Annotated in this window: 18 protein-coding genes; 15 read left to right on the top strand and 3 right to left on the bottom strand. The window is 43.1% G+C overall.

What is annotated here, in order from left to right; all coding sequences use genetic code 11:
- Positions 1 to 8 precede the first annotated feature (8 nt).
- The 14 genes from accC to spo0A all read left to right on the top strand — a co-directional run bounded on the left by accC (position 9) and on the right by spo0A (position 14,476).
- A complete protein-coding gene (gene accC / locus DYE48_RS03400) occupies positions 9 to 1,367 on the top strand; it encodes an acetyl-CoA carboxylase biotin carboxylase subunit (protein ID WP_115822426.1) in 1,359 nt (452 codons plus the stop codon).
- A 15-nt stretch (positions 1,368 to 1,382) separates the two neighbouring features.
- The gene (locus DYE48_RS03395) at positions 1,383 to 1,787 is read left to right on the top strand and encodes an Asp23/Gls24 family envelope stress response protein (RefSeq protein WP_115822425.1); all 405 of its coding nucleotides are present in this window, start codon (positions 1,383 to 1,385) and stop codon (positions 1,785 to 1,787) included.
- 160 nt (positions 1,788 to 1,947) lie between these two features.
- The gene (gene nusB, locus DYE48_RS03390) at positions 1,948 to 2,325 is read left to right on the top strand and encodes a transcription antitermination factor NusB (protein ID WP_115822424.1); all 378 of its coding nucleotides are present in this window, start codon (positions 1,948 to 1,950) and stop codon (positions 2,323 to 2,325) included.
- 22 nt (positions 2,326 to 2,347) lie between these two features.
- Positions 2,348 to 3,199 carry a bifunctional methylenetetrahydrofolate dehydrogenase/methenyltetrahydrofolate cyclohydrolase FolD gene (folD, locus tag DYE48_RS03385; RefSeq protein WP_115822423.1) on the top strand — a complete coding sequence of 284 codons (852 nt, stop codon included), beginning with the start codon at positions 2,348 to 2,350 and terminating at the stop codon, positions 3,197 to 3,199.
- 11 nt (positions 3,200 to 3,210) lie between these two features.
- Positions 3,211 to 4,563: an exodeoxyribonuclease VII large subunit gene (gene xseA, locus DYE48_RS03380; RefSeq protein WP_115822422.1), complete on the top strand. Its 1,353-nt coding sequence runs from the start codon at positions 3,211 to 3,213 to the stop codon at positions 4,561 to 4,563.
- Positions 4,547 to 4,789, top strand: coding sequence for an exodeoxyribonuclease VII small subunit (locus tag DYE48_RS03375; RefSeq protein WP_425269282.1), 243 nt, complete (start codon positions 4,547 to 4,549; stop codon positions 4,787 to 4,789). The genes xseA and DYE48_RS03375 overlap by 17 nt, the downstream gene beginning before the upstream one ends.
- A 3-nt stretch (positions 4,790 to 4,792) precedes the next feature.
- Entirely contained in the window at positions 4,793 to 5,671 is an 879-nt protein-coding gene (locus DYE48_RS03370; RefSeq protein ID WP_244199363.1) for a polyprenyl synthetase family protein, read from the top strand.
- A gap of 705 nt (positions 5,672 to 6,376) precedes the next feature.
- Positions 6,377 to 6,976 carry a hypothetical protein gene (locus DYE48_RS03365; protein ID WP_089651773.1) on the top strand — a complete coding sequence of 200 codons (600 nt, stop codon included), beginning with the start codon at positions 6,377 to 6,379 and terminating at the stop codon, positions 6,974 to 6,976.
- 18 nt (positions 6,977 to 6,994) lie between these two features.
- Positions 6,995 to 8,887 carry a 1-deoxy-D-xylulose-5-phosphate synthase gene (gene dxs / locus DYE48_RS03360; protein ID WP_115822421.1) on the top strand — a complete coding sequence of 631 codons (1,893 nt, stop codon included), beginning with the start codon at positions 6,995 to 6,997 and terminating at the stop codon, positions 8,885 to 8,887.
- A gap of 4 nt (positions 8,888 to 8,891) precedes the next feature.
- Positions 8,892 to 9,716, top strand: coding sequence for a TlyA family RNA methyltransferase (locus tag DYE48_RS03355; RefSeq protein WP_115822420.1), 825 nt, complete (start codon positions 8,892 to 8,894; stop codon positions 9,714 to 9,716).
- 63 nt (positions 9,717 to 9,779) lie between these two features.
- On the top strand, positions 9,780 to 10,229 hold the full coding sequence (gene ahrC, locus DYE48_RS03350) for a transcriptional regulator AhrC/ArgR (RefSeq protein WP_089651776.1): 450 nt from the start codon (positions 9,780 to 9,782) through the stop codon (positions 10,227 to 10,229).
- Positions 10,230 to 10,245: 16 nt separating this feature from the next.
- Entirely contained in the window at positions 10,246 to 11,970 is a 1,725-nt protein-coding gene (gene recN / locus DYE48_RS03345) for a DNA repair protein RecN (RefSeq protein WP_115822419.1), read from the top strand.
- 235 nt (positions 11,971 to 12,205) lie between these two features.
- Positions 12,206 to 13,456, top strand: a complete 1,251-nt coding sequence (gene spoIVB, locus DYE48_RS03340; RefSeq protein WP_115822631.1) for a SpoIVB peptidase — start codon at positions 12,206 to 12,208, stop codon at positions 13,454 to 13,456.
- Positions 13,457 to 13,696: 240 nt separating this feature from the next.
- On the top strand, positions 13,697 to 14,476 hold the full coding sequence (spo0A, locus tag DYE48_RS03335; RefSeq protein WP_089651778.1) for a sporulation transcription factor Spo0A: 780 nt from the start codon (positions 13,697 to 13,699) through the stop codon (positions 14,474 to 14,476).
- A 46-nt stretch (positions 14,477 to 14,522) separates the two neighbouring features.
- Here the strand turns inward: spo0A and DYE48_RS03330 are convergent, their stop codons facing one another.
- Positions 14,523 to 14,798 carry a hypothetical protein gene (locus DYE48_RS03330; protein ID WP_115822418.1) on the bottom strand — a complete coding sequence of 92 codons (276 nt, stop codon included), beginning with the start codon at positions 14,796 to 14,798 and terminating at the stop codon, positions 14,523 to 14,525.
- Positions 14,799 to 15,005: 207 nt separating this feature from the next.
- Between DYE48_RS03330 and DYE48_RS03325 the strand changes: the two genes are divergently transcribed.
- Entirely contained in the window at positions 15,006 to 16,355 is a 1,350-nt protein-coding gene (locus tag DYE48_RS03325) for an aspartate kinase (protein ID WP_115822417.1), read from the top strand.
- A gap of 565 nt (positions 16,356 to 16,920) precedes the next feature.
- Here the strand turns inward: DYE48_RS03325 and DYE48_RS03315 are convergent.
- Both DYE48_RS03315 and DYE48_RS03310 read right to left on the bottom strand, forming a co-directional pair.
- Positions 16,921 to 17,661, bottom strand: a complete 741-nt coding sequence (locus DYE48_RS03315; RefSeq protein ID WP_089651781.1) for a 3'-5' exonuclease — start codon at positions 17,659 to 17,661, stop codon at positions 16,921 to 16,923.
- The gene (locus DYE48_RS03310; protein WP_115822415.1) at positions 17,661 to 19,568 is read right to left on the bottom strand and encodes a DUF294 nucleotidyltransferase-like domain-containing protein; all 1,908 of its coding nucleotides are present in this window, start codon (positions 19,566 to 19,568) and stop codon (positions 17,661 to 17,663) included. The genes DYE48_RS03315 and DYE48_RS03310 overlap by 1 nt, the downstream gene beginning before the upstream one ends.
- Between the last annotated feature and the right edge of the window lie 16 nt (positions 19,569 to 19,584).

The raw sequence follows: 19,584 nt of genomic DNA, 5'->3' as shown, positions 1-19,584 counted from the left end.
TTGAGACGTTGATTAAAAAAGTTCTGATAGCAAACAGAGGAGAAATCGCAGTCCGGATCATCCGCGCTTGTAAAGAGGTGGGGATTGAAACGGTCGCGGTTTATTCTGAAGCTGACAAAGAAGCATTGCACGTTCAGATGGCTGATGAAGCGTATTGTGTCGGTCCGACGCTTAGTAAAGATAGTTATTTGAACTATACGAACATTATGAGCCTAGCCACATTGACGGAGACAGATGCGATCCATCCAGGATACGGGTTCCTTTCTGAAAATGCAGAGTTCGCAGAGATGTGTGAAGAGTGTAACATCACTTTCATTGGACCTTCCTCCTACGCCATCCAAAAGATGGGGACGAAGGACGTTGCTCGTGAAACGATGAGAGAAGCAGGTGTACCAGTTGTTCCTGGCTCAGCAGGCATCATCAAAGACGAAGAAGATGGGTTAAAAGTTGCTGAAGAGATCGGTTACCCTGTCATTATTAAGGCGACAGCAGGCGGGGGCGGAAAAGGGATCCGTGTAGCCCGCAATGAGGAAGACTTGAAAAAAGGAATTCGCATGACCCAGCAGGAAGCAGAGACTGCTTTCGGAAATCCTGGTGTCTATATCGAAAAATTCATTGAAGATTTCCGCCACGTCGAAATTCAGGTCCTTGCCGATAACCACGGCAACGCTGTTCACCTTGGTGAAAGGGATTGTACCATTCAACGCCGCCTTCAAAAGCTGATTGAAGAGACACCGTCTCCAGCTATTTCAGAAGCTATGCGTGCGAAAATGGGAGATGCAGCAGTAAAAGCTGCTCTTGCCGTTAACTATTCAGGTGCGGGTACCGTTGAGTTTATCTACGACAAAGAAGATGATTCTTTCTACTTTATGGAAATGAACACAAGAATCCAAGTTGAACACCCCGTTACAGAAATGGTTACAGGTGTAGACTTGATCAAAGAAATGTTGTTGATTGCAGATAATAATGAACTTTCCTTCAAGCAGGAAGAAATTGAATTCGAAGGTTGGTCCATTGAATGCAGGATCAATGCGGAAAACCCTCACAAAAACTTTATGCCTTCAGCTGGAAAAATCGATATGTACCTACCTCCAGGAGGCCTTGGTGTAAGAGTCGATTCAGCTGCCTATCCTGGCTACATGATTCCGCCTTATTATGATTCTATGGTCGCTAAGTTGATTACGTATGGTCGTGATAGAGATGAAGCGATTCGCAGGATGAAGCGAGCCCTTGATGAATTTGTGATTGAAGGTGTTCATACGACGATCCCGTTCCACCAACGCATGATGGAACATGAAGTATTTGTTGGCGGAGACTTTAACACAAAGTTTTTAGAGAAATATACTATAATGAAGGATGAATCATAAAAAGGAGTGGTCATTGTGAGTGATAAGCAATTGTTGAATGTGACAGATGGATCGACATTAGGTAACATCGAGATTGCTCCTGAAGTCATCGAAGTGATCGCTGGAATCGCTGTTTCTGAAGTAGCTGGAGTTGCTTCAATGAGAGGCAATTTCGCATCTGGCGTAGCTGAGCGCTTGGGTAAGAAGAACCACGGAAAAGGCGTGAAGGTGGAGCTCACTGAGAATGGCATTTTAATTGATGCTTATGTAGTCATGGACTATGGGATTTCCATACCTGACACAGCACAAAAGATTCAGGACAACACAAGGCAAGCGCTTAGAAACATGACAGCACTTGATATTAATGAAATCAATGTCCACATTGTCGGTGTACAAATGGAAACAGGTAAAGAGGAAGAAGTAGAAGTAGAAGAATTGTGAGAGTAATCAGAAAGGGGGCCGCTCCCTTTCTGATTTTTTTGTTTTCCTCCTGCTCTTTCGTTTGAAGAGCAGCAAAATTTTGAGATCACCTGATTACAATGGCTTTTATCAAGCTAAAATGTTATTATTCTAACGGATATTACCTTAAAGGAGAATGAAGATGAAACGACGCACAGCACGTGAGAAAGCTTTCCAGGCGCTTTTTCAAACGATTACGAGTGATATTGAAACCGATGAGGCCATTGCTCATGTAATCGAAGGCCAGGAAGTGGACGAGTTTTTATATGACCTCGTACATGGAGTCATGCAAAATCGAGAAGAGTTGGATCAATGGATTTCTGACAATCTCGACAATTGGACGTTTCCACGGTTAGCCAAAGTAGAAAAGACCGTCCTGCGAATGGCTGCCTATGAAATGAAATACAAAGAAGACGTCCCTTCGCAAGTAGCCATTAATGAGGCGATAGAGCTTGCGAAAATTTTCGGGGAAGATGAATCAGGTAAGTTTGTAAACGGCGTATTATCCAAAATGGTTTAAACAAATAAGGGGGAAATGGGACATGTCAGCAGAAGTGATTTATGGAAAACAACTGGCAGAAGATCTTCGTCAAGAAATGAAAGAAGAAGTGAGTGCACTGCATACAAAAGATATCCGTCCGAAGTTGGTCGTCGTCATATTGGGTGAAGATCCTGCTTCGATGTCTTATGTAAAAGGAAAGCAGCGAGCTTCTGAGAAAATCGGTATGGATTCTGATCTCATTGAATTACCAGTGGAAACTTCTGAACGGGAACTGCTGGACTTGATTGAAAAATTGAATCAGGACCCTACTGTGCACGGAATTCTTGTTCAATTACCAGTGCCTGACCATATTTCTGACCAAAAAATCATTGAAGCCATTCATCCAGAAAAGGACGTGGATGGATTTCACCCGGCAAATGTCGGAAAAATGATGACTGGCCAGGACACCTTTTTCCCATGTACACCGTATGGAATACTCGTCATGCTTAAACGTGCAGACATCACACTTGAAGGAAAGCATGTGGTGATCATCGGCCGTAGCAACTTGGTTGGGAAACCAGTAGGTCAACTGTTGCTCAACGAAAACGCAACAGTAACCCATTGCCACTCCCGTACAAATCATTTGCAGTCGCATACGAAGCAGGCAGATATTCTTATCGTTGCTGCAGGTAAACCTTCCTTAATCTCAGCCGAAGATATTAAAGAAGGAGCGGTTGTCATTGACGTTGGAGTCAACCGTGTGGATGGTAAGCTGACAGGTGATGTGGATTTTGAGTCTGCGAAAGAAGTAGCTTCCCATATTACTCCAGTGCCTAAAGGTGTAGGGCCGATGACCATCACCATGCTCCTCTATAATACGATTAAAGCGGCCAAGCGAATTCATAATCAGTAAGGAGGATGGGTATGCAGGATCAGTACTTGAGCGTTACGGCACTAACGAAGTACATTAAGCGTAAACTTTCAGGGGATCCGCATTTGAAAACGGTTTGGTTGAGGGGAGAAATTTCAAATTTCAAACACCACAGCCGTGGGCATATGTACCTCTCCTTAAAAGATGACCAGGCCAGAATTCAGTCCGTCATGTTTGCTGGAAATAACCGTTCCCTGAAGTTTGTGCCTGAGAATGGAATGAACGTCCTCGTCAAAGGGGAAATCAATGTTTATGAACCTATGGGTCAATATCAGCTGTATATTAAAGAAATGCAACCGGACGGAATCGGAGCTCTTTACTATGCTTTTGAACAGTTGAAGGAAAGATTGGAAAAAGAGGGCTTGTTTTCTCTCGAACGTAAAAAGCCTCTTCCTACATACCCAAAACACATTGGTGTCATTACTTCTCCTACAGGGGCAGCTGTTCGAGATATTATGACAACGATAAAAAGGCGCTATCCTATTGTGCCAGTCACAGTCCTGCCTGTGCTCGTCCAGGGGGAGCGGGCGGCTTCCTCTGTAGTCAATGCCATTCAGTATGCGAACGAAAAAATGGATGTTGATGTTTTGATTGTTGGTCGGGGCGGAGGCTCTATCGAAGATTTATGGGGATTCAACGAAGAAGTGGTTGCAAGAGCGATTGCTGCATCTGAAATCCCTATTATCTCAGCCGTGGGTCATGAAACGGACACGACCATCAGTGATTTTGTGGCAGATGTAAGAGCAGCAACACCGACGGGAGCAGCTGAAGTTGCTGTTCCATCCATTGTAGAGTTACGGGATCAAGTCAAGGCGATGGATCACCGTCTTCAAAGGGCAATGGAAGTGAAAAAAACAGAAGCGAAGCAACAATTGGAGCGTTTAAAAAAGTCATATGCTTTCAAGTATCCTGAACAGATGATGAAGCAAAAAGAGCAAGACTTGGATAGGGTCATAGAACGTATGGCCATTCAAATGAAGCACCTTCATCAAACGAGTCATGTTCATTGGGGGAACATGGCTCGGAGGTTACGACAGCAAGGGCCTGAGTTAAAAATCAAAGAAGGCGCAGAGTCTCTGGAGCGCCAGACGAACCAGTTGCAGAAACGGTTTCAAGCCCTTATTCAGCAGAAAAAGGAACGGTTCTATGCAAATGTCGATAAACTGACCTTAGTCAACCCTTTAGACATTATGAAGCGAGGCTTCGCTGTTCCCTTTGACATATCTGGAGATGTCATAAAAAGTACTTCGGAGATCACAAAAGGCCAATCCCTCTCCTTGAAAATGCAAGACGGAATCGTTGATTGTCACGTAACGGATGTAAAGGAGGATGACAATGACAGATAAGCAGGAAACCATCAGTTTTGAGGAAGCGATGAAACAGCTTGAAGAAATTGTAGAGAAGTTGGAAACAGGAGAAGTTCCCTTGGAAAAAGCGATCCAGTATTATCAGGAGGGAATGAAGCTGTCCAAGCTTTGTAGTGAAAAACTAGGAAATGTTGAGACTCAAATGCAACAAATCATGAATGAACACGGTGAGTTGGAACCGTTCTCTGTCCAGGAGGAAGACTGAACGGTGCATTTAGCTGACTACCTTAAAGAAAAAAGACAACGAATTAATCAGCAACTGGAAATGCTTGTCCGTGACTATACGGTTTCAGGACGTCTTCAGGACTCTATGTTATATTCCATTCACGCTGGAGGGAAAAGGTTGCGCCCAATCCTATTAATGGCGACAGCTCAAGCTTTTCGTGTTCCTGAAGAGAGAGTGATGGGAGTCGCCTCAGCACTCGAGATGGTTCATACTTATTCCCTGATTCATGATGATCTCCCTGCCATGGACGATGATGATTTAAGACGAGGAAAACCAACGAATCACAAGCGCTTCGATGAAGCAACCGCGATTCTTGCAGGAGATGCATTATTGACGCTAAGTTCCCAGGTGATTACGGAGGATGCGGGATTAAGTGATGCTGAACGCGTTTATTTAGTTCGTGAATTGACGAAAGCCAGCGGTGCGAGAGGCATGGTTGAAGGACAAATGCAGGACATGCTGAGTGAAGGTACTGAAATTTCTTTAGAAGCCCTTGAGAACATTCACAGGAATAAAACAGGGCAATTGTTGAGGTTCTCTATCCTCGCTGGAGCGTATTTAGGCGGAGCCTCAGAAAAGGTCCTCGGAGAAATGACCGAGATGGCTGAAGCACTTGGGCTTGTTTTTCAAATTCAAGATGACATCCTAGACGTCACAGGAGATTCTGAGGTTATCGGGAAACCTGCGGGCAGTGATGAAGGCAACCATAAAAGTACTTACCCACAGCTTCTTGGATTAGATGGAGCAATAGCGCAAAAGGATAAATACGTTCAACAGGCTCAACAGGCTCTGGTAAATGCAGGTGTTGAGGGAACCACTCTTTCTGAGCTTATTCACTATTTGAGCACACGTGATCATTGAGCAGAATGATTTCGATTGAGCCACGTGACAAAATGTGATATATTATGATTACAAAAGGAATGGTGCAGTATTCTAGTCGGCCCTCCGTTCCTGAAGGCGGGCCTAAAAATCCGCCGAAGGGCACATCGATGAAGTTCCTTGTGTTGGCTTGAGGCGCCCAGCCTTGGGTCGATGCTGGGAGTTAAGGTCGCAGGGCGATCCACAAAGGCATGTGGGCGTTGACCCTGCTTCCGCGGAGGCCCATTATTGTAATGGCATCTGAGCCAGGTGCTGTTATGAAATGGGGTATGAACCTGCAGCATATGGAGTAACATCTAAATGCGCAGCGTAGCCTGCCTTGAGTGGTTCTTGAGGGGATTATAGTCAGTGAACATCACGCAGCTTCAGATGGCCACTGAGGTGCTGATGCAGAAACTATATGAAATCAGAACTGCAAAAGAGGCTAAGGAACGGCTAAAGGCTGTCGGGGAAATCCCCTAGACTGTTCCCAGGACATGATTTAGGAATTATAGTGCGGACTAAGTGGCAATCTAGTCCAGCTGCCGGAGACGGGGCTGAGTCGAGTTTAAAGGGGAACCGCCAGAATGGTGACATTCGGTACTCGACTGGGAAAACCTACTAGACCTAAGCCGCAATTTTTACTTGAATCATGACCATTCCTTTCCTTACATAAGACACGTCAATTTAGTGATATAGAGGGTATATATGGATAACAAATTAAAAAAATCTTTAAAATTCAGTTTGAGTATCGCCGTTATCACATTCGTGTTAGCGGCTATTTTTTCAGTTATATCTTCTTCCGTTTTAAGTGGAGTGGTATGGATCATCGGCCTCGTCCTTGTATTCATTATCGTCTTTACGGGTGTCGTCTTCGACATGCTAGGTATCGCAGCCACAGCTGCTCAGGAGCAGCCTTTCCATGCGATGGCGTCTGAAAAGGTGAACGGAGCAAAAGAAGCGATTGCCATTGTCAGAAACGCTGATCGATTCGCAAGTTTCTGTAATGACGTAATAGGGGATATATCTGGTATAGTTAGTGGTACGGCGTCTGCGGTTGTCGTCATCCAACTGGCCAACAACTTCGGCTATAGTGACGGATCAACGGTCCAAATTGTCATATCTGTGATCCTGACAAGTATTGTAGCTGCACTTACTGTCGGTGGAAAAGCCCTTGGTAAATTTTTTGCCATCAATAAGTCCACAGATATTATTTTCTTCGCTGCAAAGGTCATTTCATGGTTAGAAAAGCGGCTGAAAGTAAGAATAGTAACAAGTGCACCGTCGTCCACTAAAAAATCAAGATAAATACAAGGGGGTCCTTCAATGGATCTGTGTAAAATTAAAGACCCTTCAATTCTGAAGGATATGAATACCAACCAACTAGAGCAATTGGCAGATGAAACGAGGCAGTTCCTCATTGAAAACCTGGCTACGACAGGAGGCCACCTGGGAGCGAACCTTGGGGTCGTTGAGCTTACCCTCGCTCTTCATAAAGTATATAAAAGCCCGGAAGACCGTTTTCTATGGGATGTAGGCCACCAATCTTATATCCATAAAATCTTGACCGGTCGTGGAGGTCAATTCGATACGCTCCGCCAATATAAAGGGCTGTGCGGCTTTCCGAAACGTGACGAAAGTGAACATGATGTATGGGAGACAGGACACAGCTCCACTTCTTTATCCGCAGCGATGGGAATGGCCATTGCGAGGGACTTGAAAGAAGAAAAGCATTCGATTTTACCGATCATCGGTGATGGAGCACTTACAGGTGGAATGGCTTTAGAGGCCTTGAACCACATCGGACACGAGAAGAAGAATGTAACCGTTATCCTGAATGACAATGAAATGTCGATCGCTAAAAATGTCGGGGCTCTTCACGGGGCGCTGGGAAGGATGAGAAGCGCAGGGAAATACCACCGAGTAAAAGACGATCTTGAGTGGGTATTGAAGAAAATCCCTGCTGTCGGAGGAAGAATTGCACAGGCGGCAGAACGGCTGAAGGACAGCATGAAGTACTTTGTAGTACCAGGGATGTTCTTCGAAGAACTTGGGTTTACGTATTATGGTCCAGTAGATGGGCATGACTTCAATGATCTTATCGAGAATTTGAATTACGCCAAAAAGACGGACGGCCCTGTCATCGTCCATGTAATGACACAAAAAGGAAAAGGCTATCATCCTGCAGAGACCGACGTAAAGGACAAATGGCACGGTGTAGGTCCATACAAAATGGAGTCAGGTGAAAAAATTAAACCCGTGGGTGCTCCTCCTGCTTGGAGTTCTGTTATCAGTGAGGCATTGCGTAAGGAAGCAAAGCAGGATGATCGTATCGTTGCCGTAACACCAGCGATGATTCTCGGGTCTAAATTAGAGAAATTCGGTGAAGAGTTCCCTGATCGTCTTTTTGATGTAGGAATAGCTGAACAGCATGCAACGACAATGTCAGCCGGTTTAGCTACACAGGGAATGAAACCGTTTTTGGCTATCTATTCTACCTTTTTACAGAGGGGATATGACCAGGTCGTCCACGATGTGGCCAGGCAGAAATTAAACGTTATTTTTGGCATCGACCGAGCTGGATTAGTAGGGGCGGATGGAGAGACCCATCAGGGTGTTTTCGATATTGCTTTCCTACGGTCTGTTCCGAATTTTGTGATTTCTATGCCTAAAGACGAAAATGAGGCGCAGCATCTTGTTCATACTGCTACCCACTATGAGGATGGTCCTTTTGCCATTCGTTATCCAAGAGGGAATGCGAAAGGTGTACAAACAGATGAACAGCCCGAGATTATTCCAATCGGAAGCTGGGAAGTCTTAAAAGAAGGAACGGATGCCGTTATCCTGACCTTTGGTACGACTATTGACATGGCTCTTGAAGCTAGTGAAAAAATGAAAAACGATGGCCGTTCAGTGAAAGTCGTGAATGCGCGATTCATCAAACCATTGGACGATGCGATGCTTCATGACATCATGAAAGCGGGTATGCCGATCCTCACTGTAGAAGAAGGTGTCCTTCAAGGTGGATTCGGTTCAAGCGTTTTAGAGTTTGCAGAGGAAAATGAATACTCCTCTCAATGGGTCAAACGTATGGGTGTACCAGATCGTTTCATTGAACATGGCAGTGTCCAAAAGCTTTGGGAAGAAATCGGGTTAACGACCGATCACATCGTACAAAATTTGAAACAAATGATACCGAATAAACAGCAAAGGGCTTAAGTATATGGGAAGAAAAGTAAGATTAGATGTATTTTTAGTAGAAAAAGGGTATGTGGAAACTCGCGAAAAGGCGAAGCGAACCATTATGGCAGGGCTTGTTTTTCATAATCAAGTCCGCCTGGATAAACCTGGTCAAAAAATCGCAGAAGACACAGAGCTTACAGTCAAAGGTAAAGCCATTCCTTATGTAAGCAGGGGCGGGTTGAAACTTGAAAAGGCCTTAAAGTTTTTTGACCTTTCAGTAAAGGATAAAGTGATGATCGATATCGGCTCGTCTACCGGAGGTTTCACAGATTGCGGTTTGCAAAATGGAGTGAAGCTTAGTTATGCGATCGATGTCGGTTATAACCAGTTGGATTGGGGCCTTCGTAACCATGAACAAGTCATTGTCATGGAGAGAACAAATTTCAGGTACGTGACAAAAGAAGATTTGAAGGAAGGCCAGCCACAATTTGCTTCGATTGATGTTTCCTTTATTTCGTTAAGAATCATTCTTCCAGTACTAGCGACGCTGTTGGATAAAGAAGGCGATGTCGTTGCCTTGATCAAACCTCAATTTGAAGCTGGACGTGAGCAGGTAGGAAAAAAAGGAATTATCAAAGACCCGTCCATACATAGACAGGTAATTGAAAATATTCTTGATTTTGCAACTCAACATGGCTATTCTGTACATGGACTCACTTTTTCGCCAATCACAGGCGGAGACGGGAATATCGAATTTCTTGTCCATTTACGTTTGAATGGAGATGGACAAGGCGGGATTTCAGAAGAAATCAATATTGAGGCGGTCGTTGAAGAAGCGCATGAAGCGCACCGTAAAAACGCATAATGAACGTAAAAGGGCTTATGAAAAGCCCTTTTCTTATGGAAGGACTGGAAACGGAGGATGGTCATGAACAAAGGACAACGTCATATCAAAATCAGGGAATTGATTACGAATGACGACATTGAAACCCAGGATGAGTTAGTCGATCGATTAAAGGGTATGGGCTATAATGTTACTCAAGCTACAGTTTCAAGGGATATTAAAGAATTGCACCTTGTCAAAGTACCTATGATGGATGGGCGTTATAAGTACAGCCTCCCGGCAGATCAGCGTTTTAATCCTTTTGAAAAATTAAAACGTTTGATGATGGATGCGTTTGTCAGCATCGATCGGGCAGGTCATTTCATCATTTTAAAAACTCTGCCAGGAAACGCGAATGCGGTAGGGGCACTCGTCGACAATTTGGAATGGGATGAAATCATGGGTACGATTTGTGGGGATGATACATGTTTGATCATTTGCCGCAGTGCAGAACAAACAGAAACAATAAGTGAGCAGCTGCTCAATATGTTATAACTGAGGTGAAAGTTTCATGCTAACAGAATTGTCTATTCGTGATTTTGCAATCATTGATCGAATTTCAATTACGTTCAAAGAAGGTCTCACCGTACTCACAGGAGAAACAGGTGCGGGTAAATCGATCATTATCGATGCCATTCAACTGCTATCTGGTGGACGAGGGTCTGTCGAGTTCGTGCGCCATGGAACAAAAAAAGCCGAAATTGAAGGATTGTTCACCGTAGGAAACGATCATCCTATTCATAAAGTTGGAAACGAGTTTGGCGTCGATATTGAGGAAGATGGAATGGTGGTTCTACAACGGACTATTACCCATCAAGGAAAGAGTATTTGCCGAGTGAACGGGAAGTTGGTCACACTTGGAATTATGAAAGAATTCGGTCATTCCTTAATCGATATCCATAGTCAGCATGAAACACAATCGCTGATGGATCCAGACCGTCATATCGAACTCCTCGATATTTTTTCAGATGACGATATGAAATCTTCATTGGAAGAATACCATCGGGTATATGACAAATACCGTGTCTTGAAGAAACGCTACAAGGAACTGAGCGAAAATGAACAAGAAATGGCGCAGCGATTGGATTTGCTTGAGTTTCAGCTGCGAGAACTCCAAGAAGCTGAAATGCAGCCACTAGAAGACGATGAACTCTCAGAAGAGCGTAAAAAGCTGATGAATTACGAAAAGATTTATCAAGGAATCCATGATGCTTATTATTCCTTATATGGCGAACAAAAAGGCCTGGACTGGCTGAGTCATGCTATGACCTCTCTAGAGAGTACGGCAGACGTGGACGAGGAACTGGCCAAACTTTCAGAAGAAATGTCGAACTCTTACTATATCATCGAAGAGTTGACCTTCCAATTAAGCAATCAGATGGCAGCGCTTGAGTTTGATCCTGAGCGTTTAAATCAAATCGAATCACGGTTAAACGAGTTGAACCGTTTGAAGAAGAAGTATGGGGCAACGGTCGATGACATGCTTCAATACGCTTCGAGGATTGAGGAAGAGATTGATGAGATTAAAAATAAGGATTCTCACTTGAATAAGATGGAAAGTGAAATTCATGAGCTGGGTCAGGATGCTGTGCTGGAGGCGAAAGCCCTTCATGACATTAGGACGAGTTCAGCAGCGACTTTATCAGAATACATCCATGAAGAATTAAGGGATTTGTATTTAGAAAAAGCGTCTTTTGCTGTCGATATCAACTTGAAAGAAGGACGGGAATCCGATCCTGAACTTGACGGGCACCCCGTACAATTGCTCCCAAATGGTATAGACATCGTTAAATTCCTAATTACCACAAATCCAGGAGAACCACTAAAAGAATTACATAAAGTTGCATCGGGAGGAGAAATGTCGCGGATTATGCTCGCTTTGAAGCGCATCTTTTCACGACACCAAGGCGTTACGAGTGTGATTTTCGACGAGGTAGATACGGGCGTCAGCGGTCGAGTAGCTCAAGCGATTGCTGAAAAAATCTACGGAATATCGGAAGGGTCACAAGTCTTGTGTATCTCACACCTCCCACAAGTAGCTGCTATGGCCGATACTCACGTGAGAATTGAAAAAAGAGTGGATAATGATCGAACTCATACAGCAGCAAAAGAATTGACATATGATGAGAAAGCAGATGAAATATCCAGAATGATTACAGGCGCAGAACTAACAGAAACAACGGTTGAACATGCGCGTGAACTGCTTCTCATGGCTGATAAACATAAGAAACGTTGAATGAACAAAGGATAAGCGTATGGATGTTACATCCATACGCTTTTTTTATTTATCCTATAGTCTCCTCAAAATTCCATTCTATATTCCAATCTTTACATATACGTTGGAGAATGTTTCTACACAAGGGAAAGGGTACTATAATTACTGTGATTATGCTCGTTTAAAAATCCCTGTGGAAGACCACATTATAAGTAAGCCATTTAGTTGGTACTGGAGTGATAAGGAGTGTGAACCCGTGAAAGATCAACAGACATTTAAATATATATGTGGTTCCGTTCTCCTGCTGTTCATGCTCATTTTACCTTTGATAGCCCCTGTTCATGATTATCTGTCCATCCCTACCGATGTAAAAATCAGTGCATCCAATGATTCAGAAGTCTTTTCTGATTTTGAAGATACAGAAGCGTTGACTGCTTTTTCATCCACTGATGATCACCAAGTTTTTTATGAGTTCGCCGGAGTTCCGCTCAAGAAAACAGATGTCACTCAAATGCGTGACATCCGTTTGATTCCTGGCGGCCAGTCGGTGGGGGTCGAATTGCATACAAAAGGAGTTCTAGTCGTCGGACACCATTTAGTCAATGGTGAAAGGGAGACGAAGAAATCACCGGGGGAGGAAGCGGATGTCCTCGTTGGTGACATTCTCCTTGAAGGCAATGGTCAAGAACTCAATAGTATGGAAAAGCTGTCCTCCATCGTCAAAGAGTCCGGCGAAGCGGAGAAACCCATTGAACTAAAGATCAAGCGAGGGAAAGAGATAATTTCCACCTCATTAACCCCTGTTTTTAACGCCCAGGAGAAGGAATATCAAATTGGTCTCTATATCCGTGATTCAGCTGCTGGTATTGGGACGATGACGTTTTATGATCCAGAAACAAAGAAATATGGCGCACTTGGCCATGTGATTTCCGATATGGATACGAAGAAACCAATCGAAATTCATGAAGGGACGATTGTTCGTTCCCACGTAACATCTATTGAAAAAGGAAGCCAGGGAATTCCTGGAGAGAAAAAAGCAAAATTTTCTTTACGAGATGATCGTTTAGGAACGATTACCAAAAACACACCATTCGGCATTTTTGGGGAATTGGATGGGGATATGAAGAATGAGACGTATCCTAAAGGAGTCCCTGTCGGATTTGCAGAAGAAGTCGAAGAAGGACCTGCACAGATCATGACTGTGTTAGATGGTGAAGAAATGCAGACCTTTGATGTAGAAATCGTCAGTAACATGCCGAAAAAATCGGCGGTAACAAAAGGAATGATTGTCAAAATCACAGACCCTGAACTACTTGATAAAACAGGTGGTATTGTTCAGGGAATGAGTGGAAGCCCAATCATTCAAAATGGAAAAATCATTGGTGCAGTCACTCATGTGTTCGTCAATGACCCGACAAGCGGGTATGGTGTACACATTGAATGGATGCTACAAGAGGCCGGAATAGAATTATACGAAGATAATATCAAGAAACAAAAAGCAAGTTAGAAGAGCCTTCCTACGGCTCTTCTTTTTTTTATGTAATCCATTACTATTTAATCGACAAATTTCGACAAATGATACAAGTGAATGTCGAATTTGTGCGAATGCGTGAGTATTTTAAAGCATTTTCAAGATAATCTCAAATATTGAAATTTTTTTGTTATAATAAAAGAGGGTTAAATTCCTGGGTGTCGAATATGTGTATTACGGAAAAAAGAAGGACTATTTTGTAAGGAGGAAAAATAAATGGAAAAGATTCGAGTCTGTTTGGCTGATGATAACCGTGAGCTTGTAAAGCTACTTGAGGAATATTTTGAGGATGCATCAGATATCGATGTCGTTGGTACGTCTTATAATGGAAAAGATTGTCTTCAAATGGTTGAGGAGAAGAAACCAGATGTGTTGATTCTGGATATCATCATGCCGCATTTAGACGGTCTTGCTGTCTTGAACAAATTGAAAGACATGGACAAGCATCCGGAAGTCATTATGCTGACGGCGTTCGGTCAGGAAGAAGTCACGAAGAAAGCGGTTGAACTTGGGGCAGCTTACTTTATGATGAAACCATTCGACCTCGACCATCTTGGTGAGCAAGTACGTCAAATTAAACATGCGGGTGACCCGATCAATCGTGCATTAGGGAACAGTTACACATCAACCAAATCGAGAAAACCTGATCTTGATACAAGTATTACTCACATTATCCATGAAGTGGGAGTACCTGCACACATTAAAGGTTATCAGTACTTAAGGGAAGCCATTACGATGGTCTACCATGATCTTGAACTTCTAGGCTCGATTACAAAAGTCCTTTATCCTGATATTGCAACAAAATATAACACGACGGCATCCCGAGTGGAGCGTGCCATCAGGCATGCGATTGAAGTCGCCTGGAATCGAGGAAATATCGATGCCATTTCCTCCCTGTTTGGATACACGATCTCCAACACGAAAGCAAAACCGACAAACAGTGAGTTCATCGCCATGGTGGCGGACCGCTTGCGTTTAGAACATAAAGCTAGTTAAAAGAAAAAGCACGAGAGATGTAAAAACATCTTTCGTGCTTTTATTTTTATGTTGTCATCAATTCAGTAATTTCTTTGGCAAGGTTAATATCTTCATATATGCCTTCGTCAATTTCATCAATTTGGTTGTACAAAAAATTAGAGAGCTCTTCCTCTAATAAAAATAATCCGTCTCTGTTGATCAACCGGTAACTGAAAGGGAGGTCCAGGTATTGAATGATTACAAAGGTGTTTCCTTGATCCTCGTATGTACATAGTATGGATAATTCACTATTTTCGGGATAATACCTGGATCCACCAAATCCATCCCTTTTTAAAACCATAGAACCACCCTTCCTCTTATCATCCATCATATCTGAAAATGCCAAAAGATGTAACAAATTTATAGAATAAATGTAAAAATTCCCATGTTTCCGTCAAATTTCGCTGTTCGTTTTTTTTTTTTCTAAAATTTGTTCAATTGTACACCTCTTTTGTGATACAATTCTTAATTATTAATTACTTTCGTTCACTAATGGGGTGTTGTATAAATGAAAGTCGTAAAATTCGGAGGCAGTTCTCTTGCAGATGCCGGACAATTAAAAAAAGTGAAAAACATTATTGATTTAGATGAAGACCGACGCGTAGTTGTCGTGTCCGCTCCAGGAAAACGTCATAGCGAAGATGAAAAAGTGACGGATCTCCTCATTGCTCTAGGGACATCCATTCAAATGCACCAAATGGATGAGTCCGTTTATAAAAAAATTATCGATCGCTTTCAATCGATGACAGAAGAGCTCGATCTCTCCTTACATGTTGCGGAACAAGTAAGAGATAAAATCGATGAAGCGATCGAATTGGTGAAAGATGGATCTGAGCATGCTCTTGATGCCTTGAAAGCTTGTGGAGAAGATGGCTCTGCTCATATTTTAAGTGCTTATTTGCAGAAGGCAGGGTCTGATGCATCTTATGTAAATCCAAAAGAGGCGGGAATTCTCGTGCGAGACCAACCTGGTGGAGCATTGGTTTTAGAAGAAAGTTTTGAGAAATTGTATAGCTTGAGACATCGTAATGAAATCCTTGTTATTCCTGGATTTTTTGGCTATACGCCTGAAGGTGAATTAGTAACATTCTCCCGTGGAGGATCAGATATTACCGGGTCGATTGTTGCGGCAGGATTAAAGGCGGATTTGTATGAAAACTTCACCGATGTCGATTCCGTCTATTGCGTTAATCCCATGTACGTAGATCAACCCAAACAGTTGACCTCCTTAACATATCGTGAGATGCGTGAGCTTTCCTATGCAGGTTTTTCAGTCTTTCATGACGAAGCTCTTATTCCTGCATTTAAAGAAAAGATTCCTGTATGCATCAAAAATACCAACAATCCTGCGGCACCTGGTACGATGATTGTGGCTGATCTACCTGAAAGGGAAAGTCACGTTGTTGGTATTGCAAGTGATGACGGATTTTTGAACTTATATGTGAGTAAATACTTAATGAACCGTGAGATCGGCTTCGGTCGTAGGTTACTTCAAATTTTAGAAGATGAAGAAGTATCCTTCGAACATGCTCCGTCTGGAATCGATGACATGTCCGTTGTCATTCGTGAACATCATCTTCCACCTGAAAAAGAGGAAAAGGTCGTGAGGCGGATTAAAGAAGAGTTAGAAGTGGATACGGTCTTGATCGAAAGGGAAATGGCCATGATTATGATCGTAGGGGAAGGAATGAACCAGACGATCGGTATCGCCAGCCGCGCAGCAGCAGCTTTCCGCGAGGCAGAGGTCAATATTGAAATGATTAACCAGGGGTCATCTGAAGTTTCAATGATGTTCGGTGTCAAGTCCGCAGGTTTAGGCAAAGCCGTCCAATCTCTGTATCGAACGTTCTTCGAATAGCCCTATTAACTTTTAATGGTGAGGGAAATTATTATAGTATATGGCAGGATTGTGTAAGACTCGATTTCCACATGTTTGAGGGTTCGTATGCCGTGTTGTGCGTCAGGGGTGGTTGGGAAGCTACTCGCTTTCCAGTGGGGGAGCGCCGAGCTTCCTCGGACTCCGTCCTGCGGGATCTCGCCTATCTCCTTCTCCCACGGGAGTCTCGCAGCTTCCCAACCACCCCATTCGATGTATGTGTAAAACGAACCCCTTTGCCGAGGGTGAGTGTTTTTCACAATTCCAGGACTATAGTAATAAAGCGCTCTATAGCAAGCTTTTTCTTCCAGAATAGCAGGCTGGAAGCTCAAATTGCTCCACTTTCCTTGTGAGTAAAACAACTTATTCCAGAAGTTGTTTCGAGATACGTATATGGCAAAGGGGCTACGGGGAATGGCTCGCTTACCGCGCTCCCGCGGAAAGCGAGCCATTCCCCGTAGCCCCCAGCTAATCAAAAAAGTCTCGAAACTGAGTATCCCGCAATCGGAAGCGTTTGTGAAAAGACAGAAAAACGAAGCAGTGATCCTCACTGCTTCGTTTTTTTCTGTTGAGATAACACTTCATTCAATTGTTCTAATGTGTGAACGTCATAGTCAATCGTTTTTGAAAGCAAATATCGAAATAGCTCTGCCGTCATAATGGCATCATTCAATGCGTGGTGTCGTTCCCTTTTATCAATGCCTACATACTTTAGCAAAGGGTCAAGCTGGTGCCTTACATTCGGCAGGAGCCACTGCGCCATAAGCTGAGAGTCGATCACGTGTGGTTCATAATCAGGAAGCTTCCACCTTTTTAACATGGCCTTTAAGAACCGCATATCAAATTTTGCGGGGTGGGCTACAAGAACAGATCCTTCACTGAAATCCATGAAATTTTGAAAACCTTCAATGAAAGGGCTGGCATTATTGAGGCGGTCCCGGGATAATCCTGTTAAACGCAGCGTCTGTTTGTTGACAGGGCGAATGGGTCGGATCACCTGATGGAACTTCTCCATTCGGCAGGCATGCAGACCTTGGAGCCTTATTGCACCTATGGATATGATCTCATGTCCGATCTCTGGTAAGAATCCGGTTGTCTCAAGGTCAAAGATGGTAAAGTCCAAGTCCTTTAATTGCTTCTGGTGAAAACTTTCCTTCTTATTGAAAATGGTCAGCTGCTTTTCTAATTCATGGTATGTGTGCCATTTCAAATAAGGTTTAATCTTGAAATAGTACATCGGTTTCTCAAAAAGCAAATACTTAATAATTTGTAAGTCAACTGGAAGCATTAGACCACCCGATTTCGGTTATAGCTCAATTCCAGCACCTGCTGAAGGCGTTTGGCGATAATGAGCGCTTCTCTAAGTGATCGACGTTCCTCTTTTTTCATAGGTCCAAGTTTTAAATCATTGCTTAATGGTTCTTCGTCATCCAACTGTTGAAGGTTGGCTTTCAACCGAAACAACATGAGACGGTGTAAGGCTGTTTTCGCGTTTTCCACATCCCGGGGGTGGAAACGTTCTTGTTCAGCTAGTGCTTCAAGCCTATTTACGGTATTAATCTCTTCGATTCCATATTTCATACTGTAAATACGGATCGCATTGACAATTTGCATAATCGCTGACTTTTTCAAGTTGAGCGTTCGTTTTTTTCCGATTCCTGAAATTCTTCCGAATGGCTGGACAGGGACACGGAACCGAAGTGTATCTTTCATAAGCAACTGATGCAGATTCAATGATTTCTGAACACGTTTTGTTACATATTTCTTTAGATCATAAGCAAGGGAATAATCGCCAGTAATCGGACGGAAGTCCATGAAAATGGTGAAATCCCGGATTTCTTCTGCATCCATTTTGTTGATCCACTGATCGATACTCCCATGCCAATCGCTCATCTGCTGACGCCATTTCGGTTCCTTGGCCATAATGCCGCCTGTACAGTAAGGAAAACCACATTCGTTCAACATATCATTGATTTTATTGGTGAAGATTTCGAAATATTTTTCGATTTTCGCTTTATGCTTACTGTTGTCATAATCGGCAAGGATGATGGCATTATCCTGGTCGGTGGAAAAGGCCTGTTCTTTCCGTCCTTCACTGCCCATGACCAGGAAACAGTAATTGATCGGTGGAGCTCCATACCCTTCACGGATCATTTCGTCTTCGGCAATTTGCACGACTTGTTTGTGAATACGATCGTTGTAGTTCGTCATCAATTCCGCGATGTCATAAGCGAACATATGATCTTTAATCAAGCTCGCCACGAATTTTTGGAAGCGTTCATTATGAATCGGTGACAACGGTTTGATTTCTTCAATAGTAATAGCATTTGAAATTTTATAAGTCAGGTCGAAGTAAACGGAATTTTTAATTGTGAAAAACGAGGACTGTCTTAAAATTCCGACGACCTTGTCCTTATGAAGAACAGGGATGATTTCTGTAGGATGGTGCTTCAAGTAACTCAAAGCATCATAGATAAATTCCTGCTCATTAATTTCATAGGCCTCTTCAGCCATATATGCTTTGACTGGATTTTTGTGATCGTTCTCAAAGTAAGCTCTCAGTATTTCCCCATATCCAATCATTCCGAGCATAGATTGCTGATCATCGCTTACAATCAGAGCTTCAATCTTTTGCTGTTGCAACATACGGGCAGCTTTTTCGATCGAGGCTTCAGGGTGTATGAACGTAGGCGGTTCCATATAAGCGTCTGCACGTTTTTTGTAAAGTTCACGATCATCCTGTTCATCTGTCGTAGAGCTCTTATATTTTACTTCATCGTATAAGCTTTTCATCAAGTGGCTGATGCCATCCATCACGACTTTCGAAAAGTGATTGTTGTTTGACATCACTTTCAAGAAGGATTCACGTTCAAAACAAATGGTTTTGATTGGTTCTAAAGCCTGAACAGAAAAGCGCATTTCACCACTTGTGAGGAGGATCATCACACCTACCAGGTCTCCGGGGTAATAGAACCTTACCGATAATTGCCGGCCGTTCGACCGGTGCATGATGTTTTTAGCAAGCCCGGAGACCATGAAGTGGATATCGATCGTATCATCTTCCTGGTCTTCATGGATGATGAATTCGTTTTTTGAAAATTCTCTGACCATGGCTTTACCAAACACTTCTTCAAACTCTTCCTCAGAAAGCAAATCGAAAGGATATTGCTTTCTAAACATTTCAAACTCTGTCACAGAGCAAAACTCCTTC

The organism is Halobacillus trueperi (assembly GCF_003386945.1).
Lineage (GTDB): Bacteria > Bacillota > Bacilli > Bacillales > Halobacillaceae > Halobacillus > Halobacillus aidingensis.
The sequence above is the reverse complement of the archived record's forward strand: the minus strand, read 5'-3'. Positions and strand labels throughout refer to the sequence as shown.

Coding starts and splice junctions, on each gene's coding strand:
- DYE48_RS03325 (WP_115822417.1), top strand. CDS start 15,006: ATGAAAGTCGTAAAATTCGGAGGCAGTTCTCTTGCAGATGCCGGACAA.
- folD (WP_115822423.1), top strand. CDS start 2,348: ATGTCAGCAGAAGTGATTTATGGAAAACAACTGGCAGAAGATCTTCGT.
- ahrC (WP_089651776.1), top strand. CDS start 9,780: ATGAACAAAGGACAACGTCATATCAAAATCAGGGAATTGATTACGAAT.
- nusB (WP_115822424.1), top strand. CDS start 1,948: ATGAAACGACGCACAGCACGTGAGAAAGCTTTCCAGGCGCTTTTTCAA.
- DYE48_RS03315 (WP_089651781.1), bottom strand. CDS start 17,661: ATGCTTCCAGTTGACTTACAAATTATTAAGTATTTGCTTTTTGAGAAA.
- DYE48_RS03375 (WP_425269282.1), top strand. CDS start 4,547: ATGACAATGACAGATAAGCAGGAAACCATCAGTTTTGAGGAAGCGATG.
- spo0A (WP_089651778.1), top strand. CDS start 13,697: ATGGAAAAGATTCGAGTCTGTTTGGCTGATGATAACCGTGAGCTTGTA.
- dxs (WP_115822421.1), top strand. CDS start 6,995: ATGGATCTGTGTAAAATTAAAGACCCTTCAATTCTGAAGGATATGAAT.
- recN (WP_115822419.1), top strand. CDS start 10,246: ATGCTAACAGAATTGTCTATTCGTGATTTTGCAATCATTGATCGAATT.
- DYE48_RS03365 (WP_089651773.1), top strand. CDS start 6,377: ATGGATAACAAATTAAAAAAATCTTTAAAATTCAGTTTGAGTATCGCC.
- xseA (WP_115822422.1), top strand. CDS start 3,211: ATGCAGGATCAGTACTTGAGCGTTACGGCACTAACGAAGTACATTAAG.
- DYE48_RS03330 (WP_115822418.1), bottom strand. CDS start 14,798: ATGGTTTTAAAAAGGGATGGATTTGGTGGATCCAGGTATTATCCCGAA.
- DYE48_RS03355 (WP_115822420.1), top strand. CDS start 8,892: ATGGGAAGAAAAGTAAGATTAGATGTATTTTTAGTAGAAAAAGGGTAT.